Raw genomic sequence first — 17899 nt, 5'->3', positions numbered from 1 at the left:
TTCCATTAGAGAGGAAAACGTGCAAGATAAGCTTTAGATGAGGAATACAGATGAAGATATACGTTACAAGACACGGGCAGACTGACTATAACAAAAAAGAACTGATGCAGGGAAGAATTGATATTCCTCTCAATGAGACCGGAATGGAGCAGGCACGCGCAACCAAGGCTAAAGTCGGTGATGTTAAGTTTGACGCAGTATACGCAAGCCCACTTATAAGAGCGGTGCAGACGGCATCAATTATCGGTGACATAGATACTTCAAATATAATAACCGATGAGCGCATAATTGAAGCGGATTTTGGAAAGTATGACGGAGTAAATTACTACAAAGTAGCACTTCCCATGACAGCGTATTGGACGCTCCCTGAAATTTTTCCGGCTCCGTCAGGAGTGGAGACTATAAAAGAAATGGTCGATCGCACCAAATCTTTCCTCACAGAACTTGAGCAAAAAGACTACGAAAACGTACTCGTTGTCTGCCACGGCGGAATCATTCGCCCCATTCGCGGCTACTTCGAAAACGCCAAGCGCGGCTACATCTGGCGCCCACGCCCCAAGAACTGCGAAATTTTCGTCTACGAATCAAATAACGGCAAACATAGCTTAGTGCAGGATATTCTTTAAGAGATTTAAGTAAATGCTGAGAAATACTGAAATGAAGGAAATTACTCCGTCTTTATATGCCTTGAATGTCAACGAACAATACTCACTGTGAAAATGCACCTTATATACTGATACCTTGACCTTCTCGCATAACCTATCGGTTAAAGAATCACATCATTCATTCGGGAGTGTCTCAGCGCGCTGTGCAATATTCTGCTTGAAGTTTATTACATCGTGGTCATACTCTTCATCCATAAAACTTGAGTGGAGAAGGAAATCAGCCGTAGCCTTGTTGTTTGCAAAAGGAATATCGTATACCTGTGCGATTCTCATAAGAGCCTTAACGTCGGGATCGTGAGGTGCTGCTGTGAGAGGATCTGAGAAGAATACTACGAAATTGATCTTTCCTTCTACGATCTTTGCACCGATCTGCTGATCGCCGCCAAGAGGGCCTGAATTATATCCGCGTACAGGAAGATTTGTGGCATCTGTGATCATTCTTGCCGTTGTACCTGTGCCGCAGAGAAAATGCTTTTTTAATGTCTCGGCATTATCTTTGCACCATTTGATAAGCTCAGGCTTTTTGCCGTCATGAGCGATAAGTGCAATTGATTTCTGCTTTGGAATTGTAAGTGTAATTGTATCTGACATGAAAACTCCTCCTTAATTTGAGCGTTATTTCTTTATCTCTTTTTTCCAAAATACACCATAAACATAATAGTGTCAAAGATGTAGTTTGTTAACTTTTTTGACCTTTTTGACCTGAACCCTTATAATTACGGTATGGGTAGAAAAAATTATAATTACAAAATAATAATCCTGGCACTTGTGCTTGTTATGGTGATGTGCTTTGTAGGATGCGGAGATTTTCTTTCGCAGTTTGAGGAGACGGAAGATATCTCTTCGGGACTAGCAACCGTTTCTGACGTTATGACCGGATTTGTTTCCGATGCAAGCTCTTATCTTGAGTCTGAATTTGGTATCGGAATAGAGATAGAAGGCTTTAACGATGCTGACTCTGAGGCAAAAAAGAAGATTAAAAAAGGCGTAGAGAAGGCTAAGGAAGTAAAAGAAAATCTGGAAGAAGACGGAATCTTAAGCGACCCTTCCGATATCGAGCTTCACGATGTTGACGGAAAAGGCAAAAATTACGCTTTTACCTATGGAAATGAGGAATTTTCCGCGGTATATACCAAGGACAACTGGAAGATAATTGACTCCTACAAGATTTCTAATAATGAGGATATGAAGATCATCTGCTCGGCTCTGATAGAAGAGCATCAGGTGCACGGAAGAGACATGGAGTCATACAGAACTCCCGATGACATGGCTTACGAGTGGGAACAGCATAATATTGCTTATGCATTTCTTCCTGATGACAACAGATGGAAAGCCAAAACCAAAGACGTTGACCTTAACCCTGCGGACCAGGGACTTTCTTTCACCGAAATCTATGAGCAGCAGACGGGAAAAGAGCTTACGATTGATGAGCTTATGAAGCACATGAAGGAAGGATAACGTTTATGACTTATTTTACATGTTTTTTTCTTGATGATGAAAAAGATATTATAGTAAGTCTTTACAAAGACCTTGATAGGATGTGGTATGTGCTTTCAACGCCAAACCATCACACCGGAAACCTTATAAGGAACCTCGCCGCAATATGCAAACTGACTCTTTCTGAGGATGAGAATGGGATGCTTGTTGCAAAGGGCGAGGTTCCCTGTTTTATTGACGGAAACAATGAAGAAAGCTATATATTCAGCTTGCGTGATGTAGAGATAGCCAAGATCTTTCCGGATAAAAGAGTTGAAGTCATGGCTTCGGTTCCGGCGATCGCCAAGACACTGATGAGCCAGACCAAGAACTATCAGCTTGACCTTAACAAGACTGTTTTCAAGACTTATATAAACAAGAATCTTAAGTTCAGGACCGATCTTCATACGCATATGAACGGCAACCTTCCTGCGGATATTCTTATCGCGCTCGGAATCTATCATCAGATTAGATACCCTTTGTATTATGTAAAAAAACTGAATCTCGAGCTCACTGAGAAGCAGTGGATCAAGGTTCTCAAGAACAGGGAGAAAGTCGCAAGACAGTTCTCTTCATCAGAACTTCAGGGTAAATATCTTGACAGAAAAATAGATGACAACACCTTTATCAACTTTGCGGATCTTATCCTTAATAACTTAAATGACGCGGAGCTGAACATTGTTAAGATTAGAGGCTCTCTTGCCGTTATCAAGGACGGACAGGCCGTTTTTACCAATCTTGAGAAGGTTTACATTTACAGATATATCTTTACCAAGGGAAAAGAATGTGATGAAAAGATAGATATTCACAGCGTTTCCCAGATTCCCGACGAAGATGTGAAAAGAGCTTTGGAAAAGATGTTGATGGACAAAGAAACGGAAGAATACTGTCACAATACTCTTTTTCAGGATAAGCTCCTGTGGATTGCAAGAAACTACAAAAGGCAGGGCATCTACTACGCAGAAATAAGCGACACGACTCTTGTAAAAAAATATGAGTCGATCGATATGCTAAGGCAGGTGCACGAGGTTATGCCGAGCATACACAGAGAGACGGGAGTCATGATCAGATTTCTTGCCGCTATGAGAAGGATACCGCTTACGATCATTAAAGATGCGGTAACTCCGGCAAATTATCTTGAGCAGAATCTCGAAGTTCTGAAAGCAACGGCACTTGATCCGTATGTGGCGGGATGCGACTTTGTTGGAGAAGAGATAAATGACATTATAACTTTGAAGCCCGCTTTTAAAGAGATAGTGAAGATCGCGGCCAAAGATCCTTCGTTTGTTATAAGAGTTCATGCGGGAGAGAACGACAGCCAGAAAGATAACATCTCGCACAGCATACAGTGTGTAAGAGAATCACTTGCTCCCGGACAGCAGATGCCGCGTATGAGACTTGGACACGGTCTATATACCTACAGCCCGAGGTCTCAGAAGGGAAAAGAAGTCCTTAAACAGCTTAAGGAAAACGGCGTGGTTCTTGAGTTTCAGCTTACGAGTAATGTACGACTTAATAACCTTAATTCACTTGATAAGCACCCTTTGAAGCAATATCTGAAACAGGGGCTTAAGTGTGTTCAGGGAACCGACGGAGCGGCTCTTTACGGAACAAATTCGGTGGACGAGCAGCTTTCACTTGTTAAGATGCTGGGACTTTCTGATAACGACATTAGCCTAATGAAACAGGCGGAGACAGATATAATAGAGATAAGCAGAGCATCTTACGCGGCCAAGAAAGAAGCGTTCAATGCTCTTATAAAAGACAGGGATATGGAAGAAGTGCTTCTTGAGAAGATGAAAGCCGTTAAGATATCGAAAAAGAGACCTTCTTCAAAAGATCTTTTACTCGATGCCAATAAAGAACTCAAGGATCGCATAAGAGAAATTTCCTGGTCACATTTCCCGGTCGTGCTTCTTGGAGGCAGCTTTAATACAGAGAACAGAGCTACAAGAGTTACCAAGGAAGGTGCTGCGCAGCTTGATGCCCTTATGGATAAGCTTAGTCCTGAGGAAGTCTGCTTTGTCATAGGACATAAGCTGTCCGGATATGAAAAGTACCTTCTTGATAACAACAAGAAGAATTTCATTGTATATGCGGTTGTTCCCGCCATGATCACCGAGAAGGAAAAAGATATGCTTCTTTCTTATAATGTCAGGATTCGGGTTTCTACGGAGACTCAGGGAATGGGCATTTACAAGAGCTTTAACTATGAGATATTTGAGAGAAGACCATCGATGGTCGTTGCCTTTGACGGAAACAGCGCCGCAGCCAATCTCATTCAGGAAGCCAAGAACGGAAAAGGAAAATCCCACATTTTGGTCTGGGGACATTCCAAGACACTTCGTCAAAAAGCTCTTTCGCTGAAAGGTTATGTAGATATTTTTGATGAAGAAATGACCCTGGGGGACGGGGTTATTGGACCAAGAATTTGATAGTGAACTAAACTTATGAATGTGCTGCAAATGCAGTATTTATCCGGATGCACCATATAGGTGCATCCTTTTTTCAGGTGGTGCTTGTATAATATAATGGGAAAAGAGATACTGATTTCAACATCTTGCGCAGATGAGAATATAGATTTTTTGGAAGGAATTTTTTATATATGGTAGAATTTGGCGAGCAACTAAGAATAGCGAGAGAAAAGAAAGGGATGACGCAGCAATCTCTTGCGGATCAATTGTTTGTGAGTAGGCAATCAGTTTCACGTTGGGAACGCGGAGAGCGTTATCCCGATCTTGTTACAACAAAAAATCTATCTCGGATTCTGGATGTGAGCCTTGATACTCTACTGTCCGGAAAGGAGATGGTTAAAGTGGCGGAAAGAAATCCGGTAGTTGAAAATAAAGCGGTAAATAATATGGTAATTGCACTATATGCCGTTGTAGTTATATCTTTTTTTATAAAAATAGCTGAGAGGGCAATGATATTTTTTATTCAGTCATTTAAATCTTTGTCTGAATCGAGGCCGATGAACTATATGCAGGGTTCCGTTGATGAGAGAATTGTTATTCTGAGATATATAGTTTATGTCATTGTTTTTTCATTTGCTTTATATCACGCAATAAAAGATACGTTAACACCTAAAAAAATAGGTGTGATGATGATGAGCTATTTCATTACATTGTTTTTGCTTGATGGGATTATAGTAATCGATTATTTTGGATCGTTTTATGCTTCTATGATTGACGGAGCCACGGATAGTATGCGGTGGCTTAGGAAAGTAGTGGTTGAACTTATGCGGGCTACTGTTCCGGGCGGAATTGGAGCGCTTGCATCATATTTCTTTTTTATACGCGAAAATAATCGTAAAGTATGGGTAAATATGTTCACAGTAATCTCAATTGTCGGTATAATCGGCAATATGTTGAATACGTACCATGACATAAGCAAAGCGAGAATGTTTTTCCCGGCAGCGTCAATGGTCACAACAACTGCCAGAGAGACAGCAGCAGATTTTGTGCTTGGAATTGCGGTATTTGTTTTGATTGTCTATCAGTCGAATGTTTTATATAGGAAGAGACTAACAGCTATGAAATTGCAAGAAAAAGACAAAAATTGAGATGTTTCATAACAGAAAATAAGAAGCATTCAAAAAAAATTCGGGCATATAACTTGATACTGTTATCACATTTTTCAAAAGATTTAAGATGGAAAAGTTTTATACAGCGAATTACTCAACGGCTACCCTTGGAGAGGCTGTTGGGAATGTAAATGAAATAATAGCCGGCTTTATGCTTGGTATAGCATTTTCGGCTCTGGTCATATATCAGACATACACTTTGTACAGAAAGCGCAGAATGGCTATGGATCTAAGCAGCGAAGAGCAGCTTGTGGAAGCCACGGTGCAATGAGAAAACGCCACAGAATTTCCTAAGAGGATTTTCTGTGGCGTTTTCTTTTTAAAAAAGCAGGTGCCATTCCTTTTTTGAAAAAGCAACATAAAATGTGACGCTGAAACCTTGATTTTACCGCATGTCACCATATTGGAGCGCCCATTTTCCGATGCGTTGCTTGTAATATTCCCGGCTGAAAAAGATACTGAAGATAACTTCTTTGAAAGCTAAAAAGCAGAATTTATGTTGAATATATTTTTTTGAAGAATCATGGGAGGAATATAGGTATGTCAGCATTGATTTTATTGTTTGGAAATATTATAGGTGTTTATCATTTGTTCTTGGGAGTATTTTTGTTTGTCTGGTTATTTGTGTTTTTCGTAATTGGGGATAGTTACGATATGAGCGATGATGTTCTTGCGAGTATAAAAGAAAAATAGACATCCCGATTTTATGTATTTTTCAAGAAAAAAGCATCCCGATTTTATGCAATTTTCTATAAAACAGCACCCCGATTTTATGCATTGATATTGACGAAGACTAGGGAAATGCTAAAGGTGGCATTTATGAAAATATAATATCTGAATGTCTTATCAAACGCGGCTATAATCTCCATTATTATAAACCTGATGATGAGCATGAATTGGAGTTTCTTATTGAAAAAGATGGAGAGGTAGTACCGATAGAGGTGAAGGCTGGAAATAAGGCATCGGTTTCACTTAATAATTATATAAAAGAGTATTCGCCCGATAAGGCATACAAATTAATAGCCAATAGGAATGGGGTGTCAGGTGCGAAAATAATACTGCCACATTACTATGTGTTATTTATTTAGATGAATTTTTTGTTTTAGCAAGTATATATAACTGAAACGCAGATATTTACTGGGGTGCACCATATTGGCGCACCTTATTTTTATGCGAATTCTTGTAATGTTTTTGGTGTTAAGAGATACTTAAGAAACATCGTACGCGTAATCAGATGGTACAAAAAGAGATTATTAAGGGGAAAGTAGATGAGGAAAACAGAAATATTGAAAAGAGTACTAAGCGGTATGCTGGCGTTTACATTTTGTATAACAACGTCAGGCTGCGGCCAAAAAGACGATATTGTTAAGGCCGGAGGAAAAGAGGCTTTGGCTCAAGCAGAAAAGATTGATAAGGAGCATATTTTTAAACAGGAAGATATAAAAGGTATCCTTGAAGATGGCGAAGAAGTCGCTGTTATCGATAGGAAAGATGATAGAATACAGGTTATTGCTCAGACAGATAATGGAAAGTGTAGATTCGTTTCATTTAATCCGGATGGATCGGATGCCAAGTCTTTTGACATTAAATCAGAGAATAAATGCTTTACATCTTCAGCTGCGTTTGATAATGACGGAAACGTTTATATAAGGTGCTTGGAAAGGATAGAATCTGAAGACTCAGAGGAAGATACAGATTATCTTATCAAGTATGATGCATCAGGAAAAGAACTGTATAGGTTGGACCTTACCAAAGAAGCTACGAAAGATTCTTCCGAAGAAGGTTCCGATGTTATGGCGATTACATGGCATGAAAAATATGGTCTTATCTGTCATACGACAAAGGGGATTTATACCTATGATGAGAAAAACGGTTTCGAAAAGCTTGTAGAATTAAAAGCAAGTGGAACCATCTCCGATCTTGTTAAGGTGTCAGATAATCAATTGCTGATATATTACATAAATGAATCTGAAGCGGATATGGTTAATCTTGATACAAAGGAAGTCGTGAAAAATCCTGAAGGTTTAGGAAGCGAATCACAATATACTTTCTTTACGGATGGTGGAAGTAATCTATATGTTTCACCACTTGATGGTAGCGGAGTATATAAATATGACATGAAGACATCTAAACTGGATAAGCTGCTTAACTATAGCGATTCCAATGTTGGATTGGGTGGGCAGACGGATATTAGGGCTACAGCATTAAGCGATAATGAGTTTATTGCCGGTTTGTGTTCAGATTCAGGATACTATGATGAGCTTGTGAGACTTACCAAAGTGAATCCAAAAGATGTAGTGGATAAGACAATCATTACTTTGGGAACGGTTTGGGGGATTGATTCCAACTCTAATGGTCAGATTGTGCAATTCAACAGATCAAGCGATAAGTATATGATAAAAATAGTCGACTATTGCGAATTATATCCTGAGGATCCGCAAAAGCAGTTTGAGCTTGATATATTATCAGGAAAAGCTCCTGATATTTTCAGTGTTTCGGAAGATATGCTTAAGAACTATGCCGATAAGGGAATACTGATGGATCTGACGCCTGCTTTTGAAAAAGACGGAGCATTGGGGGATGTAGAGATCCTTCCCAATATAGCTGAGATGGTGAAGATTGACGGCAATACTTATTCATTTATGCCCTCGTTCTATTTTGAAACGAGTATAGTAAGGGCTAAGTTTGCAGGTGGAAAAAAATCTCTTACATATCAGGACTGTGACAATCTTATAAAGAGTATGGGCACTGATTACAGTATTGCTTTCGGAGGATTAAAAAAATCATCTTTTGAATATATTTGGCCATTTTATGGAGATAAGTTTATTGATCGGAAAAACAAAAAGTGCAATTTTAAAGGACCTGAATTTATCGATCTTTTGAATTTTATGAATAAGTTTCCGGATGAACTAAAAGGATCCGATGCAGATTATCTGTTTATTGACGATAAGTATATGGCGGATGAAGCATTATTTGATATTCATACATTTTATGGAATTGATGATTATGTAAGGCTTAAGCAGATGGTATTTCATGATGATATTGAGTTTGTCGGTTTGCCAAATAACAGCGGCGATAATATAGCGGTGATACGTGGGGATGCTTTTGCTGTAAACAGCAGTACGAGCCACCAGGATGAGATATATGATTTAATTAGAAATATGCTTCTTTCGCAGCGCGGAGATTTTGATAAATTTTCTACTGTAAAACCTATATTTGAAGAGCAATTACAGGAAGCTCTAAAGGAAAGAAGCGATGATGACAGAATGGCTTATGCTTATGACCAATCCAAACAGGATCTAGTAAAAATGAAGCCACTTACTCAGGATGAGATAAAGAAGTTTTATGATTATGTTCTTTCTATCAAGACGCAAGGATGTAATGACAGCAGTATCTGTGATATTGTAAGTGAGGAGACTTCAGCATTTTTTGGCGGACAAAAGACAGCAGAGGAAGTTGCAGACCTTATTCAGAACAGGGTCACAACATATCTTAATGAAAACAGTTGATTAAAAGATGAGGAATAAAAAAGTTTAAAATGGTTGAGTTTGGGGAGCGACTGAAAAAAGCTAGAGAGGAAAAGGGGCTGTCACAACAGGCTCTTGCAGAACAATTATATGTAACGAGACAGTCAATCTCGCGTTGGGAGCGTGGCGACCGTTATCCGGATCTTGTGACGACAAAGAGAATAGCCCGGATACTGGGGCTTAGTATCGATAGTTTGTTATCCGACGAGGATATGCCGGAAGTTGTGGAAAAGAGTCCCGTTATTGAAAGTAAGGTAGCTAACAACGTTACGATTGCTCTATTTATGAGTATAGTTTTGCTACGGTTTATAGAGCATATGCAGTATCTAATGGAATGGTATGGAATACAGGGACCTAAAAGGTTTGATTATGGAACTTTCGATTTTGGAAGTGTTTTTGGTTATACAATAGAGGCGTTATATATAGCAATTTTTTCTTATGGCTTATATTGTGCGATAAAAGATATTCAGACTCCAAAGAGAATCGGGATTGTTTTGATTTCGTATTTTTTGATTTTTTTAATCGATGGCTTCTTTTGGTTTTGCTACAACTTTAGGAATCAGCTTGAGGTTTTTAACAGATCATTTAGAAATCGTATATGGGAATATATTTCGATATGTCTTGAATGTGATATACCCTTATATTGTCCTGCAATAATGCTGTTAATTGCTGTGTATTTCTTTTTTATACGAGGCTCAAAACGTAAATTATGGGTAAATATCATTATGGTTGCTTCGATATGGGGAATAATAAATGCTGTGAATAATGATATTGACTGGATGCTTAATGAAAGGCGTGGCGTGATGGAAAATTATAAATATACGATTGATGATGTCACAATGTGTTCAATTTATATAGTAAGAGATTTTTTTACAAGGATATCACTGTATTGTCTGATTATTTGCCAGACGCTTACATTGTACAGAAAGCGCAAAACAGCGTCCGACTTGCAAGAAAAAGACAAAAATTGAGATGTTTCATAACAGAAAATAAGAAGCATTGAAAAAAATACGGGCATATAATTTCTATTTGGTTATGTAGGATAAGGCGCGCAAAGAGTTGTATGGCAACTCTTTATTCTGATTACAAGGAAGTTTTGAAATGAAAGCACAAAGATCATCAGTAATTAATATGACCGAAGGAAGCCCGGTTTCTTTGATCATCCGGTTTTCGATACCGATGCTTATAGGAAATCTTTTCCAGCAGCTGTACAATCTGGTGGATTCTGTTATCGTGGGACAATTTGTCGGCGCTGATGCACTTGCTGCAATCGGAGCGACAGGATCTGTAACATTCCTGTTTTTTGCCATGTGCAACGGAATCGGAAGTGGCGGAGGAATAATAACATCTCAGTTTTTTGGAAAAGGCGATACTGATGAGATAAAAAGCTGCATTGTCAACACAGGTTATATTATGCTGGTATTTCCGATTATCGTCGGTATAGTTGCATTTCTTTTATCTGAACCGATTTTAAAAATGCTTGCAACGCCTGATGAGATAATGGCAGATGCTGTGGCATATCTTAGGATCATGTGCCTCGGCCTTGTTTTTGTGTCACTTTATAACTATGCATCTTCGATGCTTAGGGCGCTCGGTGATTCAAAGACGCCGCTTTACTTCCTTATCTTTTCATGCCTTCTTAATACAGCGCTTGATGTGCTGTTCGTGTGCGGACTTCATATGAGTGTGGCCGGCGCGGGAGTTGCTACGGTAATTGCACAACTTGTCTCAGGAATCAGTTGTCTTATCTATGCCATGAAATTTAATGAGTATTTCAAAATCAGGCGTGATGAACTTAAGGTTGATATGAATATTTCTATGAAAGTGTTGAAGCTGGGAATTCCTTTGTCACTGCAGTTTTCGCTTATTGCAATCTCATGCATGGCACTTCAGCGAGTAGTTAATTCATTTGGAAAAGTAGCTGTTGCCGCATTTACCGCAACCAGTAGGATTGAACAGCTGATTCATCAGCCGTATCAGACACTCGGCGCCGCACTTTCAACATTTACGGGACAGAATTATGGCGCAAGTAAGAATGACCGCATTACTGCAGGTTATAAAAAGAGCATGATGCTGATGGCAATTTTTTCAGCGGCTATGCTTCCGATAATGCAGTTTTTTGGCGAGGCTATCATAAGAATCTTTGTTGAAGATGAAGCCGTTATCGCAATGGGAGCGATGGCGCTTAGAATAACAAGCTATTTTTATGTTATGCTTGGAATGATATATGTTGTAAGAGGTGTACTCAACGGATTCGGAGATTCGTTTTTTGCCCTGCTCAACGGAATTGTCGAGGTTATCGGCAGATTTATAGTTCCGGTTCTTCTGACACAGATTTCGTTTATCGGACTCTGGGGAATCTGGTGGTCTGTCGGAATCGTCTGGTCAATGAGTGGATTTACCGCATGGCTTAGATATGTGTGGTACAAAAAGAATCGAATCAAGGAAAGCAATATCGGAGCGGAGCTTGCGGCACATTTATAATACGCATGCGTGGAACGGAAAGGTCATATGGAAAAAAATCTTGATTTTCATAAACCGACATTTGAAGAAGCGGCAAAACTTTCGGAGGTATACGCGTTAAGAGACAACAAGACCTGCGACAGTACGGTTCTTGATACGTATCTCTGGAAAGACTTGTATAATACCCAAATATATCTTGAGGATGAGGCTGCGATCATATTGATGCAGGATGACAAGGGATATTTCGCGGCAATGCCCTATTGCAGGGAAGAGGAGATTCACAAGTATTTTGAGCTTCTAAGGGAGTATTTTAATGAGGAACTTAAGCGTCCGCTAAGGATCGATCTTGCTGATGAAGATGCGATGCGGGCTTTGGGACTTCTTTGCAATCCCGACTTCACGATAGAAGAGGAGAGTGATCTTAAGGATTATCTGTATGACGCCGATGAGCTCAGAAATCTATCGGGAAAAAAGTTCCAAAAGAAGAGAAATCTGATAAATAAATTTATGAAGGAATATGAAGGCAGATGGGAATACAGGACCATGTGCTGTGTTGATGAATATTTCCTTGAAGAATTTATGAAAGAATGGGTTGATACAAGGCTTTCCGAGGGCGCGGAGAGTAAAGAAACCCTTATTTCAGAAAAAGACGGACTTATAGATATACTCAGAAACTGTGATAAAGTTACTTTCAGGATTGGCGGTATTTTTATCGATGAAGTTCTTGAGGCGTTTTCCATCGGTTCATATAACAGTCGGGAAAAGATGGCGGTTATCAGTGTAGAAAAAGGAAATCCTGAAATCCCCGGAATATATCAGATGATCAATCAGCAATTTCTTTTAAACGCTTTCGAAGATGCGGAACTTGTAAACAGAGAAGACGACATGGGACTCGAAGGACTGAGGCAGGCCAAGGAAAGCTACAATCCGATCGGCTATGCCAGAAAATACAGAGTTTGCGAGAAGGTCATCTGACGGAAAAAGTGAGAGAAGAATTTATGATAATAGAATATGCGGAAAAAGAGAGGACAAGAAAACTTTACGAGGAGGCATTTGACGATCCGAAAGAATTTGTCGATTATTATTATTCTGACAAGTGCCTCGATAACAGGATGATAGTGAGCTTTGAGGGTGGGGAAGTCGTATCGATGCTTCACCTGAATCCTTTTTCTGTAAATCTGTGCGGAACGGTCGTTTCAAGTTATTACGTCGTTGCGGTTGCAACCAAGAAGAGCATGCGACATAGAGGGTACATGACCCGCGTGTTTGAAAAGACATTTGAACTTCTTAAGGGAGAGAAAATCCCTTTTATATTTCTTTTACCTGTTGATGAGTCCATATATTCTTGGATGGGCTTTGAAAAGATATGCGATTTTTCTAAAGACAGGATTCCAAGTTATTATGAAATTCAGAAAAAATATGATATCTACTGTGTCAGAGACGATGACTACGTCAGAAGAATGAACAAGGAAGACGAACTTCGAAAACTCGATATGGGAGAAGTGCTTCCCGACAATCCCGTGATAATGGCAAAGATCACTAACCTTGAGGCGTTCAACTCTGCGACCGGAAAAGAATTTGCCAATGAAAAAGAAGCCCTTGATTGGACGAAAAAGAAACGGATATATATTTGCGAAGAAGTGTAAGCCATCAAAATGATGGTAAAAGCGTCTTGAAAAACCATCAAAATGATGGTTTAATATAATCAGAGGTGATTATATGGTAAAAGAATATATAACTCCCAAATACACAGATTCTGCTGAGGTAAAGAATATCCGCAGTATTCTAAAGCTTACGCAGAAACAATTTGCGGATTTTGTTGGTGTTTCCAAACCTACTGTAGAGAGATGGGAATCGGCTAATGAACCGATAAGAGGCCCGATAGTCCTGATTATCGAGATATTAAGGCGTATGCCTCAAATTGAACAGGAATATACTTTGCCGGAGAGAAAAACACCGATTAGACTAAAGTATTATTATCGCGATATGCTTTGCACAGTTATCGATGTTAATGAGATTGAACAACGTGTATATATCAGGAATTATACAGATAATTTACTGTATCGGGCTTTTGGAAAAAATGAGCATCCTTCTTTTTCTGATTATGAAGAATTCTTGGAATCCAGATGTTTTCCTAAATCACGAGATAAAATGAAACTTGTGCTTAAAGAGTATGACATTCCTTTTTACGATCCGTTTTTGATAGTTGAGAAGACGGGAGGTCGCATGGAAGAGGATGAGTTTCATATTGTAATTGAAAGGTAATTCAATGGTTGAATTATTTGAAAAAGAAATAATTGAAACAGATAATAAATCTTCAAAAGGCAATCAGTTGAAATGGAGAAATGGTGATGAATGGTATAAGGCTGATTACACCGGGTATGAAGGATTAGCGGAGTATGTTATATCCCATCTAATCATGAAATCGTCATTAAGTGAGGAGGAGTTTTTGCTGTATGATCTTGAAAACATAAAATATAAGAGCAATGTTTTTCACGGTGTCAAAAGCAAAAACTTCCTTAAGGACAGGTGGCAACTTATTACATTAGAGCGACTTTTCAAAAATGTCTATGGCAGAAGTTTGAACTCGATGATATATACCATAAGCGATAAGGAAAAAAGACTAAAAGCTTTGGTAGAAGAAACAGAGAGAGTGACAGGATTAAAGAAATTTGGCGCTTACATGTCAAAAATGATAACTATAGATTCTCTTTTCCTGAATGAGGATAGGCATACGCATAATATAGCAGTACTGGTAAACGACAGAGGTGAATACAGATTATGCCCGATATTTGATCAAGGCGCAGGGCTCCTTTCCGACACTACGTTGGATTATCCGATTGGCGGAGATATATATGAGATGATAAATTCTGTTAGGCCAAAAACTTTTTGCGATGATTTTTTTGAACAACTTGAAATTGCTGAAAAATTATATGGTCAAAACATTGAATTTAATTTTATAAAGCGAGATGTTGATGAGGTTCTTGATAATGTGCCGAGTGATAGCTATAGCAACGAAATAATTGATAGAGTCAGAATTATTTGCTATGAAAGAATGCGTCAGATGAATTATTTATTTGTATAGTCTGCTATGAATTTACGGAGGAAGAGTCATGATAAAAGTGTATTGCTATTCAAGATGTTCAACATGTAAGAAGGCTTTAAAGTGGTTGGATGATAATGGAATTAAGTATGAGAGCCTTGATATAAAAGAACAGCATCCTGATAAAAATACGCTAAAAGAGCTTAACGAAAAGAGTGGTCTTCCGCTCAAGAAGTTCTTTAATACAAGCGGAATTCTGTATAGGGAGATGGATTTATCAAAAAAGATTCCGAATATGAGTGATGATGAGATGCTGGATGTTTTGTCATCTGACGGAATGCTGGTAAAGAGACCGCTTCTTGTTACAGATACTGAAGTGATTCCGGGATTTAAAGAGGAAACATGGAAAGCAGCATGTTTGTGATCAGCATAATACTTTTACGTATCAGCGAGCAAAGAGTTGCAAAGCAGCTCTTTGTTTTTTTGAGAAATGTTAGCAATGGCTAACAAAAAGTGATATCATGAAATCCATAGATGATATTTTGTATGGAGCTGGAATAATACCGGGTGGTTTGCAGGTGACGAAATTATTAGACAAATCGCGGGTTTACTATAGCGTTAGTGTAAATCCGGAGTATCAGTAAAATTATCTTATTTAGTATTATTCTTCGATGCCCCCATTCGCGGGGCATCGAAAACTTTCTTTTTTCAAATACCGATGTTTTTTGAAGGAGTTGAAACTTCCAGACATCGAAAATCCCATTTTAAATAATCACGCTGTTGAAAAAGAAGTATGAGGCTGTCTTGTGGCATCGGAAACCTAAAATATAAATATTCCGCTGCAATAAATGAGCCATGAGGGGGGTTCTAAGCAGCGGAAAAGTAACTATTAACAGTATCGCTGTCTAGACGGTGGCAATAGAAAGAATACAAGCGGCGAAAATGATAATATACAGCAATTCGCTGTCTTAATATGTTTATAAGAATTGTTTTGCTGATAAACAGTATTGAATATAAAGAGGCATTGAATGAGGCATTTGATTGTACAAAAGCAGCTCAATACTCAGCTGTAATCAGTGCTAATCATGCAAAGGATTATGCCAAATATATGGTGAATCAGATTGCAAGCTTAAGAGAAATGTGATATCTATATTTAGATAGTGATTATCTACAATAGACATATTATTTAATGATAATGAAGGGAGAATACTACTATGGTGGCATTTTTGAGATTAAGAAATATCTGATAGCATGAGACTTTATTATTAGTTTCATGCTTATAAAGTACATAAAAAGCATACTAATAAATAAAGGAGCATTATGATATTTCAAGATAATGTAATTAAAGAGTATTTAAAAAACGTATATTTTATCACCGGAACACCATGCGGAGGAAAAACTACCGTATCAAGAGCATTAGGAAAAAAATATGGTATTCAAGTTTATGACATTGATGAGATGTTCCCAAGTCATCAGTTGCTGTCAAATGCTGAGCATCAGCCTGCTATGAATATGACTTTTACAGATGCTGACGAATTCTTTGGAAGGTCTGTTGAAGAGTATCGGAATTGGCTGATCGCTAATACTCGCGAACAACTTGATTTTGTGGTGTTGGATTTGATCAGGCTTTCTAAAAATGCAAAGGTCATTTGTGATTGCCATTTGACAGTAGAACAGGCTGATTTATTGTCAGATCCATCGAGAGTAGTTTTTATGATCAAAGAACCGACCGATTTGGTTGACGATTATTGCAATAGACCGGATCATCAGGGGTTCAGTGACTTTATACACAGTGCGACTGATTTTGAAAGTGCGAAAAGAACTTGTAATGAAACTCTATATTCGCTTAATGCAGAAAAATATGCGCAAATAAAGTCAGGAAACTATTTCTGGATTGAGCGAGACACCAAAAGAAGCGTAGAAGAAACAGTTTCTTTGGTTGAGAAGCATCTAGGATTAGTTTAGATTGGTGTTGATAACACTCCCGTGATAACATTAGCTGATACAGTCCACGTGATATGGACAGCTGAAACCAAATGAAGTCAAATCGCAACAGAGAACCCTAACAAAAATGTTTAAGGTACAGGTTAAGTTAGGGAGCTGGAATAATACCAGCGTTTCTGCAAAGCCAGTATTTACAAGGTTTTGAGAGGTGTATGGAAGTGTAGTGACAATAAAATGACAATACACTTTGAAAATATGGTGTTATTTTAGAGTAAATAGCAAACTATAAATCAGTTCATAAAATGAGCCGTAGTGAATGTATTCAATACATTTGCTACGGCTTTTTTGTATGGTTATTGTAACGGGAGCGTGTCACGCTTCCGTTATTTTATATCAGAGGAAAAAGATGGGTTTAGCTCCTGCTTTATATGCGACAGTATTACAGTTTTTGTTGTTTAGGTATGTGCTATTTGTTAGAATGTTTTTCAGGTGCTTTGCATTTCATAACGTGTTCATAATTTAGCTGGAAACGAAGAATAATTAGGGAAATATTGGGAGCAAGAAATGTTAAGGCTAGAAAAAATAAATGGTAAAAATGTATGGAACATTTTAAAACTATCTGTCAATAATTCACAAAGGGAGTTTGTAGCTAGTAACGAGATAAGTATCATTGAAGCATACACAGCTATTACAGCCAGTGGTTATGCTTATCCCTTTGGAATCTATGATGGTGATATTCCGGTAGGATTTTTGATGATTGGATTTGATAAGGATGATTATTGGGAAGATGCACCAGATGTTGCTACAGGTAATTATAACTTGTGGCGATTGATGATAGATAAGAATTATCAGCACAAAGGATATGGTAGGCAAGCAGTAAAACTAGCGTTGGATTTTATTAAGACCTATCCATGTGGACCGGCTGAATATTGCTGGCTATCTTATGAACCGGAGAATCAAATTGCGAAGGAGTTATATGCATCGTTTGGATTTATTGAAACTGGTGATATGGATGGAGAAGAGATTATAGCAGTTTTGAAATTATAAAAGGGGATAATACAATGTCAGATTTTGGGATTAACGAAATGCTTGAAATGCAGAAAGCGCTTCAAGAGAAGTACAAAGATAAATGGGAGCATATTTCTCCAGAAGTTGGTAAAAACAAGCTACTTTGGATGATTGGAGAAGTGTGAGAAGA

At 38.4% G+C, this 17899-nt stretch carries 20 protein-coding genes; 19 read left to right on the top strand and 1 reads right to left on the bottom strand.

Annotation, left to right across the window (positions count from 1 at the left end; translation table 11 throughout):
* The first annotated feature begins 50 nt into the window (after window positions 1–50).
* Window positions 51–626 (top strand): histidine phosphatase family protein, encoded by a 576-nt coding sequence (locus G628_RS0104855; protein ID WP_027208602.1) that lies wholly within the window; start codon window positions 51–53, stop codon window positions 624–626.
* Between the two features lie 153 nt (window positions 627–779).
* Here the strand turns inward: G628_RS0104855 and G628_RS0104850 are convergent, their stop codons facing one another.
* Complete coding sequence (locus tag G628_RS0104850; protein WP_026655443.1) at window positions 780–1256, bottom strand: methylglyoxal synthase; 477 nt, start codon at window positions 1254–1256, stop codon at window positions 780–782.
* Window positions 1257–1388: 132 nt separating this feature from the next.
* Between G628_RS0104850 and G628_RS0104845 the strand changes: the two genes are divergently transcribed.
* The 18 genes from G628_RS0104845 (at window position 1389) to G628_RS19235 (ending at window position 17894) form a co-directional block, all read left to right on the top strand.
* Window positions 1389–2123 (top strand): hypothetical protein, encoded by a 735-nt coding sequence (locus G628_RS0104845; RefSeq protein ID WP_026655442.1) that lies wholly within the window; start codon window positions 1389–1391, stop codon window positions 2121–2123.
* Window positions 2124–2128: 5 nt separating this feature from the next.
* On the top strand, window positions 2129–4576 hold the full coding sequence (locus tag G628_RS16460) for an adenosine deaminase (protein ID WP_051199032.1): 2448 nt from the start codon (window positions 2129–2131) through the stop codon (window positions 4574–4576).
* Between the two features lie 170 nt (window positions 4577–4746).
* Window positions 4747–5703 (top strand): helix-turn-helix domain-containing protein, encoded by a 957-nt coding sequence (locus G628_RS18000; RefSeq protein ID WP_051199031.1) that lies wholly within the window; start codon window positions 4747–4749, stop codon window positions 5701–5703.
* A gap of 88 nt (window positions 5704–5791) precedes the next feature.
* Window positions 5792–5995 carry a hypothetical protein gene (locus G628_RS0104825; protein ID WP_026655441.1) on the top strand — a complete coding sequence of 68 codons (204 nt, stop codon included), beginning with the start codon at window positions 5792–5794 and terminating at the stop codon, window positions 5993–5995.
* A 269-nt stretch (window positions 5996–6264) separates the two neighbouring features.
* Window positions 6265–6417 carry a hypothetical protein gene (locus tag G628_RS18665; protein WP_155833766.1) on the top strand — a complete coding sequence of 51 codons (153 nt, stop codon included), beginning with the start codon at window positions 6265–6267 and terminating at the stop codon, window positions 6415–6417.
* Between the two features lie 122 nt (window positions 6418–6539).
* Window positions 6540–6812, top strand: coding sequence for a DUF4143 domain-containing protein (locus G628_RS19395; protein ID WP_081670566.1), 273 nt, complete (start codon window positions 6540–6542; stop codon window positions 6810–6812).
* 180 nt (window positions 6813–6992) lie between these two features.
* Complete coding sequence (locus G628_RS0104810) at window positions 6993–9233, top strand: extracellular solute-binding protein (RefSeq protein WP_027208600.1); 2241 nt, start codon at window positions 6993–6995, stop codon at window positions 9231–9233.
* Window positions 9234–9262: 29 nt separating this feature from the next.
* The gene (locus tag G628_RS17995) at window positions 9263–10222 is read left to right on the top strand and encodes a helix-turn-helix domain-containing protein (RefSeq protein WP_051199030.1); all 960 of its coding nucleotides are present in this window, start codon (window positions 9263–9265) and stop codon (window positions 10220–10222) included.
* A gap of 130 nt (window positions 10223–10352) precedes the next feature.
* Complete coding sequence (locus G628_RS0104800; protein ID WP_027208599.1) at window positions 10353–11735, top strand: MATE family efflux transporter; 1383 nt, start codon at window positions 10353–10355, stop codon at window positions 11733–11735.
* A 27-nt stretch (window positions 11736–11762) separates the two neighbouring features.
* Window positions 11763–12689, top strand: a complete 927-nt coding sequence (locus G628_RS0104795) for a DUF2156 domain-containing protein (protein ID WP_034500644.1) — start codon at window positions 11763–11765, stop codon at window positions 12687–12689.
* Window positions 12690–12712: 23 nt separating this feature from the next.
* Window positions 12713–13360: a GNAT family N-acetyltransferase gene (locus G628_RS17990; RefSeq protein WP_027208597.1), complete on the top strand. Its 648-nt coding sequence runs from the start codon at window positions 12713–12715 to the stop codon at window positions 13358–13360.
* 73 nt (window positions 13361–13433) lie between these two features.
* Window positions 13434–13979 (top strand): helix-turn-helix domain-containing protein, encoded by a 546-nt coding sequence (locus G628_RS0104785; RefSeq protein WP_034462029.1) that lies wholly within the window; start codon window positions 13434–13436, stop codon window positions 13977–13979.
* Window positions 13980–13983: 4 nt separating this feature from the next.
* A complete protein-coding gene (locus G628_RS0104780) occupies window positions 13984–14799 on the top strand; it encodes a hypothetical protein (protein ID WP_026655434.1) in 816 nt (271 codons plus the stop codon).
* Between the two features lie 28 nt (window positions 14800–14827).
* On the top strand, window positions 14828–15181 hold the full coding sequence (locus G628_RS0104775) for an arsenate reductase family protein (protein WP_027208596.1): 354 nt from the start codon (window positions 14828–14830) through the stop codon (window positions 15179–15181).
* Window positions 15182–15730: 549 nt separating this feature from the next.
* Window positions 15731–15901: a hypothetical protein gene (locus tag G628_RS18865; RefSeq protein ID WP_155841151.1), complete on the top strand. Its 171-nt coding sequence runs from the start codon at window positions 15731–15733 to the stop codon at window positions 15899–15901.
* A gap of 176 nt (window positions 15902–16077) precedes the next feature.
* The gene (locus tag G628_RS0104765) at window positions 16078–16722 is read left to right on the top strand and encodes an AAA family ATPase (protein ID WP_026655433.1); all 645 of its coding nucleotides are present in this window, start codon (window positions 16078–16080) and stop codon (window positions 16720–16722) included.
* Window positions 16723–17265: 543 nt separating this feature from the next.
* Window positions 17266–17748: a GNAT family N-acetyltransferase gene (locus G628_RS0104760; protein ID WP_026655432.1), complete on the top strand. Its 483-nt coding sequence runs from the start codon at window positions 17266–17268 to the stop codon at window positions 17746–17748.
* A gap of 14 nt (window positions 17749–17762) precedes the next feature.
* Window positions 17763–17894: a hypothetical protein gene (locus G628_RS19235; protein ID WP_034462412.1), complete on the top strand. Its 132-nt coding sequence runs from the start codon at window positions 17763–17765 to the stop codon at window positions 17892–17894.
* Window positions 17895–17899: the final 5 nt, after the last annotated feature.

Source organism: Butyrivibrio hungatei NK4A153, assembly GCF_000424465.1.
Taxonomy (GTDB): domain Bacteria; phylum Bacillota; class Clostridia; order Lachnospirales; family Lachnospiraceae; genus Butyrivibrio; species Butyrivibrio hungatei_A.
Note: the sequence above shows the minus strand (reverse complement) of the source record. Positions and strands in the feature narration are given on the sequence as shown.

Coding starts and splice junctions, on each gene's coding strand:
- G628_RS0104855 (WP_027208602.1), top strand. CDS start 51: ATGAAGATATACGTTACAAGACACGGGCAGACTGACTATAACAAAAAA.
- G628_RS0104850 (WP_026655443.1), bottom strand. CDS start 1,256: ATGTCAGATACAATTACACTTACAATTCCAAAGCAGAAATCAATTGCA.
- G628_RS0104845 (WP_026655442.1), top strand. CDS start 1,389: ATGGGTAGAAAAAATTATAATTACAAAATAATAATCCTGGCACTTGTG.
- G628_RS16460 (WP_051199032.1), top strand. CDS start 2,129: ATGACTTATTTTACATGTTTTTTTCTTGATGATGAAAAAGATATTATA.
- G628_RS18000 (WP_051199031.1), top strand. CDS start 4,747: ATGGTAGAATTTGGCGAGCAACTAAGAATAGCGAGAGAAAAGAAAGGG.
- G628_RS0104825 (WP_026655441.1), top strand. CDS start 5,792: ATGGAAAAGTTTTATACAGCGAATTACTCAACGGCTACCCTTGGAGAG.
- G628_RS18665 (WP_155833766.1), top strand. CDS start 6,265: ATGTCAGCATTGATTTTATTGTTTGGAAATATTATAGGTGTTTATCAT.
- G628_RS0104810 (WP_027208600.1), top strand. CDS start 6,993: ATGAGGAAAACAGAAATATTGAAAAGAGTACTAAGCGGTATGCTGGCG.
- G628_RS17995 (WP_051199030.1), top strand. CDS start 9,263: ATGGTTGAGTTTGGGGAGCGACTGAAAAAAGCTAGAGAGGAAAAGGGG.
- G628_RS0104800 (WP_027208599.1), top strand. CDS start 10,353: ATGAAAGCACAAAGATCATCAGTAATTAATATGACCGAAGGAAGCCCG.
- G628_RS0104795 (WP_034500644.1), top strand. CDS start 11,763: ATGGAAAAAAATCTTGATTTTCATAAACCGACATTTGAAGAAGCGGCA.
- G628_RS17990 (WP_027208597.1), top strand. CDS start 12,713: ATGATAATAGAATATGCGGAAAAAGAGAGGACAAGAAAACTTTACGAG.
- G628_RS0104785 (WP_034462029.1), top strand. CDS start 13,434: ATGGTAAAAGAATATATAACTCCCAAATACACAGATTCTGCTGAGGTA.
- G628_RS0104780 (WP_026655434.1), top strand. CDS start 13,984: ATGGTTGAATTATTTGAAAAAGAAATAATTGAAACAGATAATAAATCT.
- G628_RS0104775 (WP_027208596.1), top strand. CDS start 14,828: ATGATAAAAGTGTATTGCTATTCAAGATGTTCAACATGTAAGAAGGCT.
- G628_RS18865 (WP_155841151.1), top strand. CDS start 15,731: ATGTTTATAAGAATTGTTTTGCTGATAAACAGTATTGAATATAAAGAG.
- G628_RS0104765 (WP_026655433.1), top strand. CDS start 16,078: ATGATATTTCAAGATAATGTAATTAAAGAGTATTTAAAAAACGTATAT.
- G628_RS0104760 (WP_026655432.1), top strand. CDS start 17,266: ATGTTAAGGCTAGAAAAAATAAATGGTAAAAATGTATGGAACATTTTA.
- G628_RS19235 (WP_034462412.1), top strand. CDS start 17,763: ATGTCAGATTTTGGGATTAACGAAATGCTTGAAATGCAGAAAGCGCTT.